The following is a 12,103-nucleotide window of genomic DNA, read 5'->3' on the forward strand; positions in this document are numbered from 1 at the left end:
GGAGATGTGGTCACCTTTGTTTCCTTACCGCCCTACCTTGCTACCAAACAGGCATCACACGATGTTGTTTTAAATCACTTTTATCAAATATTTCCCATAATTCTGCATAGCGCATCTGCGTGACAGGATGTCGTAAATGTCCCGCAATTTCTGCCAACGGTTCCAACACAAAGGCATATTTTTCGATTTCGTCGCGCGGTATTTGGATGCGACCTTCGTTGATAATCACGTCACCATAGAGTACAAGGTCTAAATCCAGCGTTCGTGCGGAAAACTTTTTACAGTCGCGGTTGCGACCATTGTCCAGTTCGATTTGTCGTAATTGATCGACGATTTTCTTAATATCTAGGTTCGATTCAAAGGCTGCGACCAAGTTATAAAACGCATCGCCTGTAAAACCCATGGATTCAGATTCGTAGATACTGGATAAGGTAAGCCGACCATAAAGTCCAGTCAGGGCTTTGATGCTGGCAGGAATGTGTTTTTCCTTGTCGATGTTGCTGCCAATGCTGATATATCCGGTTGGCATGTTACTTACGCCCTCGTTCAACAATAATACCGACATCGCTGGCACCACGGATCGCGCCTTTTTTGTTCAGGGTCACTTTTACCCAAGGCACATTGAATTCATTGATAATAATGTCGGCAATTTCCACTGTCAGCCGCTCCACCAGAAAATAATTACTGGCTTCGACGAAAGCGATAATCCGTTTGGATACTGCCTTATAATCTAAGGTGAATGCAATATCGTCGGTTACGGCGGCTTTTTGGATGTCGTAAGCCATTTCTATGTCCAATATGACTGTTTGTTTGGTTTCCCGTTCCCAGTCGAAAATACCGATAATAGTCTCGATTTGAAGCCCGCCTAAAAATATAATGTCCATAGTAATTTCCGGTTATGATGTGCCGTTTTGAAGCGGTAAGTATCGGGGATATGAACAGTAGTTACAAGTTTTGGATGGAAGGTGGTTAATGTTTGAGTGGTTGGTAATTCCTGCGGCGTATTTATTGGGTTCAGTTTCTTGTGCGATTATTACCTGCCGCATAATGGGTTTGCCCGATCCTCGAGGGCAAGGTTCTGGTAATCCAGGTGCCACCAATGTGATGCGGATTGGTGGCAAAAAAGCGGCGGCGATCACTTTGCTGGGGGATATGCTAAAAGGTTTTATCCCTGCCTATCTGGCGAATTTATTGGGTGTGACACCGATTATTTTGGCTATGACCGGCCTGGCTGCATTTTTCGGTCACCTTTATCCCATATTTTTTGGGCTTAAAGGCGGTAAAGGCGTTGCCACTTCCTTAGGGGTTTTGCTGGGGTTTTCTTGGGTTTTGGGATTGGCTGTTATCGGCACTTGGCTGTTGGTTTATAAATTACGGAAGATTTCATCGCTGTCTGCGCTTACCGCCTCGGTGTTATCGCCGGTTTATGCTTGGTTTATTTTGGGTGATAAGGTTATTGTTGGTGCGGCTATGGTGATGATGGTGTTTTTGCTGTTCCGGCACAAAAGCAATATACAGCGGTTGTTGGCTGGGGAAGAATAGCCAAAGCTTTAGATCAATTCACTAATCGGCCAGCGCGGTCTGGCGACTATTTCAAGGTTCTGCTGTTCACCTCTTACTAAGCGCTGACAACCCGCATAAGCAATCATTGCACCGTTGTCGGTGCAAAATTCTGATCTGGGGAAATAGATTTCGCTTTTTTCCAATGCCGCCATTTCACTTAAAGCAGCACGAATTTGCTTATTTGCACTAACGCCGCCAGCCACCACTAATCTTTTAATGCCAGTTTGCCGGATTGCGCGTTTGCACTTGATGCTGAGGGTTTCGGCAACGGCTTGTTGGAAGGCGTAAGCGATGTCGGCTTTGTCTTGCTCGGTTTTTTGGCTTTTGTTGAAGGTGTTAAGCGTAAAGGTCTTTAGTCCGCTAAAACTGAAATCCAGCCCTGGCCTGTCTGTCATGGGACGTGGAAATTTATAAACTTGCTCACCTTGTTCGGCAAGTTTAGATAATTTCGGCCCACCGGGATAGCCTAAGCCTAGCATTTTTGCAGTCTTATCAAAGGCTTCACCAGCGGCATCATCCAGTGATTCACCTAATAATTGATAACGACCTACGCCTTCGACCTGCACTAACAAGGTATGTCCACCAGATATTAATAGTGCAACAAAGGGATATGGCGGCGGATAAGCTTCCAACATGGGCGCGAGTAGATGGCCTTCCATGTGATGTACGGCTATTGCGGGTATTCCCCAAGCCCAAGCAAGGCTTCTCGCAGTGGCTGCTCCGACCAGCAAAGCCCCCATCAAACCTGGGCCTGCAGTGTACGCTATACCGTCAATAGCGCTTTTTTGCAGACGGCTTTCTTGTAAGGTTTGCTTGATTAGCGGAATTAATTTGCGGATATGGTCGCGGGATGCCAACTCCGGCACTACACCGCCGTATTCGTTGTGCATGGCAGTTTGGCTGTATAAATGGTGGCTAATCAGCCCGTGTTCGGAGTGATAAATGGCAACGCCGGTGTCATCGCAAGAGGTTTCTATCCCTAAAACATACATTGAGTTTTTGAAAAAATAAAAGATAGGGTTATAATCAACGGTTCTTTTTATTGCGTGGGCACAAATGCCGCGCTTAAAAACCGTTTCATTCAAATATTAACATAATGGAAAGCTATGCCGTCAGTCAAAATTAAAGAAAATGAGCCCTTCGATATCGCTATTCGCCGCTTCAAACGTGCATGTGAGAAGGCTGGTGTGTTGGCGGAAGTGCGTCGCCGTGAATTCTATGAAAAACCTACCTCAGAGCGTAAACGTAAAGGTGCTGCTGCGGTTAAACGCCATTTGAAAAAGCTAGCGCGTGAGCGTTACGCACTCAAAAACTTGCGTCGTGGTCGTCCCGTACTGTAAATCAGAACTATGACAGGCTTGCTAACAGACCGTATCAAGGACGATATGAAGGTCTCCATGAAAGGGGGCGCGAAAGCTAGGTTGCAAGTCATCCGGTTAATGCTGGCTGCTGTCAAGCAGGTTGAGGTCGATGAACGCATCACGCTGGACGATGCGCGAACCCTTCAAGTGCTGGACAAGATGATGAAGCAGCGCCGTGAGTCCATCCGGCTATTTTCTGATGCCGGTAGAACGGATTTGGTCGCCATTGAGGAAGCAGAGGTGCTGGTGATCCAGGATTTTATGCCGCAAGCCCTTACCGAAGCCGAAATTGATGGCATGGTGAATGCCGCCGTTGCCGAATCCGGCGCGGAATCAGTGAAAGATATGGGCAAAGTGATGGCATTGCTCAAAGGAAAAATGCAAGGACGCGCCGATATGGCAGTTGTCAGCGCCAAAATCAAGGCCGCGTTCCCCAACTAAGCATCCCGCTCTGGCGATGTCCGGCAGGATTCCCAAGCATTTTATCGACGACCTGCTGACCAGGGTTGATATTGTCGATTTAATCGATTCCCACGTTCCACTTAAGAAAACCGGCGCGAACTACGTCGCTCGGTGTCCGTTTCATTCCGAGAAAACGCCTAGTTTTTCAGTCAACCGCAACAAACAGTTTTTTCATTGCTTCGGTTGCGGCGCAAGTGGCAATGCTATTGGTTTTTTGATGGATTTCAGCCATTTGGATTTTGTCGAAGCCGTCGAAGACCTCGCTACTTTTGCGGGTGTTGACGTGGTTAGGGAAGCGGTTGATTTTAAAGGAACTACACAAAAACCAGAAAACATCAGCGACCAATATCAGCTACTGGAACAAGTGGCGGCTTACTACGTGAAATGCCTTAGAACCGACGAAGCCGGAAAAAAAGCCGTTAGCTATCTAAAATCCAGGGGCGTTAATGACGATTGTGCCAAGGAATTCATGCTTGGCTACGCGCCCGATGAATGGCAGGCATTAGCTAATCGTTTTGATCAAAACCAGCTAATCCAAGCAGGACTGTTGATTGATAAGGATGGTAGGGCGTATGACCGCTTTCGTGGGCGCGTTATGTACCCTATTAGGGACAAGCGCGGTCGAATTGTCGGTTTTGGTGGGCGGGTATTGGATGATTCAATGCCTAAGTACTTGAATTCACCGGAAACACCAGTCTTTCAAAAAGGCAAAGAGGTCTATGGCCTCTTCGAGTTGCTCCGTAAAGAAGCTAAGCCCAAACGGATTCTCATCGTTGAAGGCTATATGGATGTTATCGCCTTGGCGGGAAGTGGAATTCACTATTCCGTAGCAACCTTGGGAACTGCGACATCGCAAGCCCATCTCGATTTATTATTCCGGTTTTCATCCGAACTGGTATTTTGCTTTGACGGCGATAAAGCCGGACGTGATGCCGCTTGGCGTGCAATGGAGTCGGCATTCGGCGCACTTAAAGATGGTCGGCAAGTCCGCATCATGTTGCTGCCGCAGAACCATGACCCTGATTCGCTGGTGCGTGAAGAAGGTGCGGAGGGTTTTGCCGAGCGCGTACAGCAATCTCAACCCTTATCGGATTATTTTTTTAGCACGTTAGCTAGCGACCTTAAGCTTGACGAAATGGAAGGTCGGTCACAATTGATAAATAAAGCAAAGCCTTACTTAGAGAGGCTGCCATTAAGTGTGTTTCGAGACATGATGTTTGTCAGATTGAATGAATTAACCCGATCAAGTTTGCTGGATGTTTCAGGAAATCCAGCTAGACTTAATCCCAAATCAATAGGCAATCGACCCCATGAACGGCGTTTGCCATCGTTGCCACGGCTAATCATTGCCTTACTGGTGCAGCATCCAGAACTCATCAGCAAGGTCGAGCAGAAGGAAATTATTTGGGATGGACTGGAATTTTCTGGTATTCAATTGTTCAGAGATATTCTGGCGGTGGTTTTGAGAATAAAACCAGCCAATACTGCGGTATTACTTGAACATTACCGAAATCATCCTGATGAAAAAATTATTAAAGATCTAGCCTCATTGGGTTTGCTGACTTCGGGGCAAAATGTCGAGGCGGAAGGCGTGGAAAATGAATTTAGTGATGCTTTGGATAGGTTACTAGCTCAAGCCAGAGAAGCTTGTCTTGATGGATTGCTGGCAAAAGGGAAGGACAATGGCTTGAATCAGGACGAAAAGGAATTATTGCGTAAGCTCTTGGTTATTAAACATAGCGGTGCAATATAACAAATTTTATAGTACAATTGGCGGTTGATTTCAGTCAGGTTAAACCAAAGTAAGGCATGGGAAAAATATGAGTCAAGACCAACATTCTCAACTCAGGCAATTGATAGCCAAAGGCAAAGCGCAGGGATACCTGACTTATGCTGAGGTGAACGATCACTTGCCCAGTGATATTTCCGATCCTGAGCAAATCGAAGAATTCATTGGCACCATAAACGATTTAGGTATCCAGGTTTACGAAGCTGCGCCTGATGAAGACTCTCTGATTACCGATTCTGCTACGGTTACTACTGACGATGAAGATGCCGAAGAGGTTGCCGCTTTAGCTTCTGTCGATAGCGAATTTGGGCGTACGACCGATCCCGTACGCATGTATATGCGCGAAATGGGTTCCGTTGAGTTGTTAACCCGCGCTGATGAATTAAAAATTGCCAAACGCATTGAAGAAGGCAATCAACAGCTTGTTAAGGCTATTTCTCGGTCTTGCGTGGTTGTTGAAGATGTTTTGCAATCATTTGATTCCATTTCTGAAGAAGAAAGCAGCATTAGACTGTCAGACATGATTGTGGGCTTTACTGACTTAAGCGAACCTGAGGACTTATTGATTAGTCCGGCTTCTATTGAAGCCGTTGAAGGTTTAGAAGGTGCTGAAGTAGCCAGCCCTGAAGAAGATGTAAAAGGACTCAATTTAGATGAAGTTAAAGAAAAAATTGACCAACTCAGAGAGCAACTGAAAGCAGCTTCATCGGCTATTAGTGAATATGGCTATGTCAGTGAGCAGACGGAAAACGCATTTGAAACACTCGCCGGCTTGTTTATCGAGCTGAAATGGGCGCCACAATACCTGAAAAAACTCACAGCCATTATTCCTGATGGAGTCGCTTCCGTACGTGAACAGGAAAGAGTGATCCATGATATATTTGTGAAAAAAGCAAAAATGCCCCGTCTGGAGTTTATTGCTGCTTATACAAATAATGAAACTCGCGCGGACTGGCTAGAGCAGTATTTTGACAAGAATAACCCGTATTCGGCAGTTTTAAAGGAGTATGAGAAAGAGTTACGTAAAGCTCGGAAAGTATTAGCTGAGATTGAAGTTAACTTTGGGCTGACCATTGGTGGTTTAAAAGACATTAACCGCCGCATTTCGATTGGCGAGGCAAAAGCTAGACGCGCCAAAAAGGAAATGATCGAAGCCAATTTGCGTTTGGTTATCTCCATTGCGAAAAAATATACCAATCGTGGCTTGCAGTTCCTTGATTTAATTCAAGAAGGCAATATTGGCTTGATGAAAGCGGTCGATAAATTTGAGTACCGCCGTGGCTACAAGTTTTCCACTTATGCTACTTGGTGGATCAGGCAGGCGATCACCCGCTCCATTGCCGATCAAGCGCGGACGATTCGTATCCCAGTCCACATGATAGAAACCATCAACAAGTTGAACCGGATTTCAAGGCAGATTCTCCAGGAATTAGGTCGTGAAGCAACACCCGAAGAACTGGCAGTGCGTATGGAAATGCCGGAAGACAAAGTCCGTAAGGTGTTAAAGATCGCCAAAGAGCCTATCTCCATGGAAACCCCGATTGGTGATGATGAAGATTCGCATTTGGGCGATTTTATTGAAGATTCAAGGGTGTTGTCCCCAATTGAAGCGGCGACTATTGCGGGCTTGCGTGAATCCACCCAGAATGTGTTGGCTGGATTGACTGCAAGGGAAGCAAAAGTTCTGCGTATGCGCTTTGGCATCAATATGAACACCGATCATACGCTTGAAGAAGTCGGCAAGCAGTTTGATGTCACCCGTGAGCGCATCCGTCAAATCGAGGCGAAAGCCTTAAGGAAGCTACGGCATCCGTCCAGATCAGAGCAATTAAGATGCTTTTTGGATGGTGAATAGCTTCATTTAAATAAACACAGGGCCCTTAGCTCAGTTGGTTAGAGCATCCGACTCATAATCGGCAGGTCGTAGGTTCAAGTCCTACAGGGCCCACCATTAAGTACATAGAGGCTGCCTGTGCAGCCTTTTGGCTATTCAAGTTTACTATTAACAAAGGTGGTATTGTGAGCAATAACTTCATATTTACATCAGAATCTGTTTCAGAAGGACATCCAGATAAGGTTGCTGACCAAATTTCTGATGCCATACTTGATGCCTTGTTGGCGCAAGATCCTCGCTCCCGTGTGGCTTGTGAAACCTTAGTCAAAACCGGCATGGTAGTTTTAGCAGGTGAAGTTACTACCGATGCTTTGGTGGATATGGAAGAACTGGTCAGAAAAGTCGTCTGCGATATAGGCTACGACAATGGCGATATTGGTTTCGATGGCAAAAGCTGTGCGGTATTGAATGCAATCGGCAAACAATCAGAAGACATTGCGATGGGTGTGGATGAAGGTGAAAACCACGAACAAGGTGCGGGTGACCAAGGCTTGATGTTTGGTTACGCAAGTAATGAAACCGACGTTTTGATGCCAGCCCCTATTACATATTCTCATTTATTAGTCAAACGCCAAGCCGAAGTCCGCAAAAACAAGACCTTGCCTTGGCTACGTCCTGATGCAAAAAGCCAGATTACATTCCGCTACGAAAACAACATACCGGTAGCGATTGATGCTGTGGTGTTATCGACCCAGCATTCGCCAGACATCAGCACAAAAGCCCTGCATGAAGCAGTAATGGATGAAATTATTCTACCCGTTTTGCCTAAAGAATGGCTGCATAAAGATACCAAATACTTCATTAATCCAACGGGTCAATTCATTATTGGCGGTCCTGTGGGCGATTGTGGCTTGACGGGTCGTAAAATTATCGTAGATTCTTATGGTGGTATGGCAAGGCACGGTGGCGGCGCGTTCTCCGGCAAAGATCCTTCAAAAGTAGACCGTTCAGCCGCTTATATGGCACGGTATGTGGCAAAAAATATAGTCGCGGCAGGTTTGGCGGATCGTTGTGAGATCCAAGTATCTTATGCGATTGGTGTTGCAGAGCCGACTTCAATAGCCGTTGAAACCTTCGGCACAGGCAAATTGACGGAAGACAGATTAGTGCAAATCGTGCGAGAACATTTTGATCTCAGACCTAAAGGTTTGATCGCCATGTTGGACTTACTGAAACCTATTTACCAACCGACAGCTTCTTACGGCCACTTTGGGCGCACGGAAAGCACCTTCAGTTGGGAAAAAACTGACAAAATCGAAGTATTAAAAGATGCCGCTGGCATTTAATTCAACGACCCAATATACACAATGACTTCAGGAACTCAAATGAGCCAAAACGATTACAAAGTAGCCGATATTGCCCTAGCCGATTGGGGACGTAAAGAAATCAATATCGCCGAAACCGAAATGCCAGGTTTGATGGCCTTGCGTAGGGAATTCGGTGCGGCAAAACCCTTGATAGGCGCACGTATTGCTGGTTGCTTGCACATGACCATCCAAACCGCCGTGTTAATCGAGACTCTGACAGCATTAGGTGCAGAAATACGTTGGTCGTCCTGCAATATTTTCTCGACCCAAGACCATGCTGCTGCTGCTATTGCTGCGGCGGGTATTCCTGTATTTGCCTGGAAAGGCGAAACCGAAGCCGAAGCTGACTGGTGTATTGAACAAACCATTATCGGACCAAATGGCTGGCGGCCTAATATGATCCTGGACGATGGTGGCGACCTGACCAACATGATGCACGATAAATTCCCCGAACTGATGGCGGAAGTCAAAGGTTTGTCGGAAGAAACCACCACAGGTGTTTTGCGCTTGTATGAACGGGTTGCCAAAAATACCTTGAAAGTCCCTGCCTTTAACGTCAATGATTCAGTCACTAAATCCAAATTCGATAACCTGTACGGTTGCCGTGAGTCTCTGGTCGATGGCATCAAGCGTGCGACAGATGTCATGATCGCCGGAAAAATCGCTGTCGTCTGCGGTTATGGCGATGTCGGTAAAGGTTGCGCACAATCCTTGCGTGGCTTAGGTGCAACCGTTTGGATTACCGAAATCGACCCGATCTGCGCTTTACAAGCCGCAATGGAAGGTTTCCGTGTGGTCACGATGGAAGATGCTGCACCACTTGCAAACATATTTGTTAGCGCAACTGGCAATTTCAACGTAATTACCCATAAACATTTGCTTGTTATGAGAAACCAAGCAATCGTTTGTAATATTGGTCACTTTGACTCTGAAATTGAGATCTCATCGTTGCGTCAATACACTTGGGAAAACATCAAACCACAGGTTGACCATGTCATTTTTCCTGATGGTAAGCGCTTGATTATTTTGGCAGAAGGTCGTTTAGTGAATTTAGGCTGTGCAACTGGACATCCTAGCTTCGTCATGTCCAACTCCTTCTGCAACCAAGTATTAGCGCAAATGGAATTGTGGCAAAATGCTAAGAGTTACGAAAATAAAGTCTATATCCTGCCTAAAAAATTGGATGAAAAAGTAGCAAGATCGCATCTGGAACAATTGGGTGTGAATCTTACCGTGTTGACTGAGAAGCAAGCAGATTACATTAATGTTCCGATTGAAGGTCCATATAAAGCAGATCATTACCGTTATTAATTAGTATTCATAATAGTAGGCTGGGTTAGTGTAGCGTAACCCAGCATTTTGCAGCATTATTGCTGGGTTACGCTACGCTAACCCAGCCTACAGATACTGATGCAATCACAACAAAATCATCCGCAACAATTCAGCTTTGAGTTTTATCCTCCAAAGACTGACGAAGGTACTGCTAACTTACAATTGGTACACAGTAAGTTGGCGGTATTAAATCCCGAATTCTTCTCAGTCACCTTTGGTGCTGGCGGTACGACCCGTGATAAAACCTTTGACACCGTTGTTGATATACAGCAGAAAGGTATAGCCGCCGCGCCGCATTTATCCTGCGTGGCTTCGACCAAGGAAAACATAAGGGCTATCCTGAAAAGCTACCAGGAACATGGCATATCAAGGATCGTCGCCTTGCGTGGTGATTTGCCCTCCGGCATGATGTCGGCGGGGGAATTTCGTTATGCCAACGAACTTGTGGCATTTATCCGCCAGGAAACAGGCGATGATTTCCAAATCCATGTCGCAGCTTACCCCGAAGTGCATCCCCAAGCTCCCAGCGCAACAGAAGATTTCAAAAACTTCAAACGTAAGGTTGAAGTGGGCGCAAATGCGGCGATCACTCAGTATTTTTACAATGCCGAAGCGTATTTCTATTTCGTCGATCTGTGCGAAAAGAATGGCATAACCATCCCCATCGTGCCTGGAATAATGCCGATAACCCAATATGCCCAGTTATTCCGCTTTTCAGAAATGTGCGGCGCGGACATTCCCCGCTGGTTACGCAAACGCTTGGTCGATTTTGGTGACGACCGTGCGTCTATACAAGCTTTCGGTCTGGATTTGGTCAGTAATCTTTGCCAGCGATTATTGGATGGTGGTGCGCCAGGGCTGCATTTTTATACCATGAACCAATCCGCACCTACGTTGGCGATTTTAGAAAGTTTGCGGCGATAAGTCGGCATCTGCCTTACAATCCTCAGCTCCTGTTTTGTGTGCTAAGAAACCAGAGTCACCAAACCGCATTGTGAACGAATGTTGTGACTACAGCTTAGTGCATTGCCCATGACCAACCATTCTTTCTCCAATCGTGACCTTTCCGTTTTGTGGCATCCTTGCACACAAATGAAAGACCACGAGACCTTCCCGATCATTCCTATCAAAAAAGGGCAAGGCGTTTGGCTGGAAGATTTCGATGGCAACCGTTATCTGGATGCTATCAGTTCCTGGTGGGTAAATCTGTTTGGACATGCCAATCCCACGATCAATGCGGCGCTAAAAGACCAACTTGATACGCTCGAACACGTCATTTTTGCGGGTTTTACTCATGAATCCGCTATCAAGCTGGCGGAAAAACTGGTGGAAATAACGCCCGAAGGGCTTAACCGTTGCTTTTATGCCGACAATGGTTCAGCAGCGGTGGAAGTCGCTCTCAAAATGAGTTTCCACTATTGGCGGAATCAATCGAACGAATCGGGTCAAACCCAAAAAACCAAATTCATCACGCTGGAAAATAGCTACCACGGCGAAACCTTGGGCGCGTTGGCGGTCGGCAATGTGCCGTTGTATAAGGAGACCTATGCGCCGTTATTGATGGACGTGATTACCGTCTCTGGGCCAGATTGCTATTACCGTGAACCCGGCGAATCCTGGGCGGAGTATTCCTCGCGCCGTTTTGCACTTATGGAGAATACCTTACAGGATCACGCCGATACGGTTTGTGCCGTGATTATCGAGCCTTTAGTGCAATGTGCCGGTAATATGAGGATGTACGACCCCGTATACTTAAAATTACTGCGCGAGGCTTGCGATAAATATGATGTACATCTTATTGCGGATGAAATCGCTGTCGGTTTTGGTCGTACCGGAACCTTATTTGCCTGCGAACAAGCGGCAATCACCCCCGACTTTATGTGTTTATCTAAGGGTTTGACGGGCGGCTATTTGGCCTTGTCTGCGGTATTGACGACCAATGACATTTATCAGGCGTTTTATGATGATTATCAAAAGTTGACTGCATTTTTACATTCCCACAGTTATACCGGTAACGCGCTGGCATGTAGGGCTGCGCTTGCAACGCTGGAGATTTTTCAGCAGCAGGACATCATTGCAAAAAACCAAACCTTGGCAAAGACACTGGCAACAGTGGCAGCACAATTCCATGACCATCCACACGTTGCCGAAGTACGGCAAACGGGCATGATAGTGGCGATTGAAATGGTAAAAAATAAACGCACAAAAGAACCTTATCCTTGGCAGGAACGGCGCGGCTTACGGGTTTATCAATATGCGCTATCCAAAGGGGTGTTATTACGTCCGTTGGGCAATGTCATTTATTTTATGCCACCTTATATCATTAACGAAGACGAATTGCGGTTAATGGCTGAAGTGGCCTGGGATGGCATTCAGCAAGCGGTAAGGGATTGAT

12 protein-coding genes and 1 tRNA gene are annotated in these 12,103 nt (G+C 46.2%); 10 read left to right on the top strand and 3 right to left on the bottom strand.

Features of this window, described 5'->3' with window-relative positions; genetic code table 11:
• Positions 1 to 40: 40 nt before the first annotated feature.
• The gene (folK, locus tag AC1YY3_RS05655; protein WP_481823484.1) at positions 41 to 529 is read right to left on the bottom strand and encodes a 2-amino-4-hydroxy-6-hydroxymethyldihydropteridine diphosphokinase; all 489 of its coding nucleotides are present in this window, start codon (positions 527 to 529) and stop codon (positions 41 to 43) included.
• A gap of 1 nt (position 530) precedes the next feature.
• Positions 531 to 884 (bottom strand): dihydroneopterin aldolase, encoded by a 354-nt coding sequence (gene folB, locus AC1YY3_RS05660; protein WP_481823485.1) that lies wholly within the window; start codon positions 882 to 884, stop codon positions 531 to 533.
• Between the two features lie 88 nt (positions 885 to 972).
• Between folB and plsY the strand changes: the two genes are divergently transcribed.
• Complete coding sequence (plsY, locus tag AC1YY3_RS05665) at positions 973 to 1,542, top strand: glycerol-3-phosphate 1-O-acyltransferase PlsY (RefSeq protein WP_481823486.1); 570 nt, start codon at positions 973 to 975, stop codon at positions 1,540 to 1,542.
• 8 nt (positions 1,543 to 1,550) lie between these two features.
• Here plsY and tsaD read toward each other — a convergent pair whose 3' ends face one another.
• A complete protein-coding gene (tsaD, locus tag AC1YY3_RS05670) occupies positions 1,551 to 2,555 on the bottom strand; it encodes a tRNA (adenosine(37)-N6)-threonylcarbamoyltransferase complex transferase subunit TsaD (protein WP_481823487.1) in 1,005 nt (334 codons plus the stop codon).
• Between the two features lie 114 nt (positions 2,556 to 2,669).
• On the opposite strand from tsaD, the gene rpsU reads away from it, so the two are divergent.
• The 9 genes from rpsU to AC1YY3_RS05715 all read left to right on the top strand — a co-directional run bounded on the left by rpsU (position 2,670) and on the right by AC1YY3_RS05715 (position 12,102).
• A complete protein-coding gene (gene rpsU, locus AC1YY3_RS05675) occupies positions 2,670 to 2,903 on the top strand; it encodes a 30S ribosomal protein S21 (protein WP_349027748.1) in 234 nt (77 codons plus the stop codon).
• Between the two features lie 9 nt (positions 2,904 to 2,912).
• Entirely contained in the window at positions 2,913 to 3,365 is a 453-nt protein-coding gene (locus AC1YY3_RS05680; protein ID WP_481823488.1) for a GatB/YqeY domain-containing protein, read from the top strand.
• On the top strand, positions 3,328 to 5,139 hold the full coding sequence (dnaG, locus tag AC1YY3_RS05685) for a DNA primase (protein WP_481823489.1): 1,812 nt from the start codon (positions 3,328 to 3,330) through the stop codon (positions 5,137 to 5,139). Before AC1YY3_RS05680 ends, dnaG begins: the two co-directional genes overlap by 38 nt.
• A gap of 67 nt (positions 5,140 to 5,206) precedes the next feature.
• Positions 5,207 to 7,030: an RNA polymerase sigma factor RpoD gene (gene rpoD / locus AC1YY3_RS05690; RefSeq protein ID WP_481823490.1), complete on the top strand. Its 1,824-nt coding sequence runs from the start codon at positions 5,207 to 5,209 to the stop codon at positions 7,028 to 7,030.
• A gap of 19 nt (positions 7,031 to 7,049) precedes the next feature.
• Positions 7,050 to 7,126, top strand: a tRNA-Ile gene (locus tag AC1YY3_RS05695).
• Between the two features lie 68 nt (positions 7,127 to 7,194).
• Positions 7,195 to 8,355: a methionine adenosyltransferase gene (gene metK, locus AC1YY3_RS05700; RefSeq protein ID WP_482194354.1), complete on the top strand. Its 1,161-nt coding sequence runs from the start codon at positions 7,195 to 7,197 to the stop codon at positions 8,353 to 8,355.
• A gap of 39 nt (positions 8,356 to 8,394) precedes the next feature.
• Positions 8,395 to 9,687 (top strand): adenosylhomocysteinase, encoded by a 1,293-nt coding sequence (ahcY, locus tag AC1YY3_RS05705; protein WP_481823492.1) that lies wholly within the window; start codon positions 8,395 to 8,397, stop codon positions 9,685 to 9,687.
• A 99-nt stretch (positions 9,688 to 9,786) separates the two neighbouring features.
• Complete coding sequence (metF, locus tag AC1YY3_RS05710; RefSeq protein WP_481823493.1) at positions 9,787 to 10,632, top strand: methylenetetrahydrofolate reductase [NAD(P)H]; 846 nt, start codon at positions 9,787 to 9,789, stop codon at positions 10,630 to 10,632.
• Positions 10,633 to 10,740: 108 nt separating this feature from the next.
• On the top strand, positions 10,741 to 12,102 hold the full coding sequence (locus tag AC1YY3_RS05715; protein WP_481823494.1) for an adenosylmethionine--8-amino-7-oxononanoate transaminase: 1,362 nt from the start codon (positions 10,741 to 10,743) through the stop codon (positions 12,100 to 12,102).
• Position 12,103: the final 1 nt, after the last annotated feature.

This window comes from Methyloglobulus sp. (genome assembly GCF_964779595.1).

Coding starts and splice junctions, on each gene's coding strand:
- folK (WP_481823484.1), bottom strand. CDS start 529: ATGCCAACCGGATATATCAGCATTGGCAGCAACATCGACAAGGAAAAA.
- folB (WP_481823485.1), bottom strand. CDS start 884: ATGGACATTATATTTTTAGGCGGGCTTCAAATCGAGACTATTATCGGT.
- plsY (WP_481823486.1), top strand. CDS start 973: ATGTTTGAGTGGTTGGTAATTCCTGCGGCGTATTTATTGGGTTCAGTT.
- tsaD (WP_481823487.1), bottom strand. CDS start 2,555: ATGTATGTTTTAGGGATAGAAACCTCTTGCGATGACACCGGCGTTGCC.
- rpsU (WP_349027748.1), top strand. CDS start 2,670: ATGCCGTCAGTCAAAATTAAAGAAAATGAGCCCTTCGATATCGCTATT.
- AC1YY3_RS05680 (WP_481823488.1), top strand. CDS start 2,913: ATGACAGGCTTGCTAACAGACCGTATCAAGGACGATATGAAGGTCTCC.
- rpoD (WP_481823490.1), top strand. CDS start 5,207: ATGAGTCAAGACCAACATTCTCAACTCAGGCAATTGATAGCCAAAGGC.
- ahcY (WP_481823492.1), top strand. CDS start 8,395: ATGAGCCAAAACGATTACAAAGTAGCCGATATTGCCCTAGCCGATTGG.
- metF (WP_481823493.1), top strand. CDS start 9,787: ATGCAATCACAACAAAATCATCCGCAACAATTCAGCTTTGAGTTTTAT.
- AC1YY3_RS05715 (WP_481823494.1), top strand. CDS start 10,741: ATGACCAACCATTCTTTCTCCAATCGTGACCTTTCCGTTTTGTGGCAT.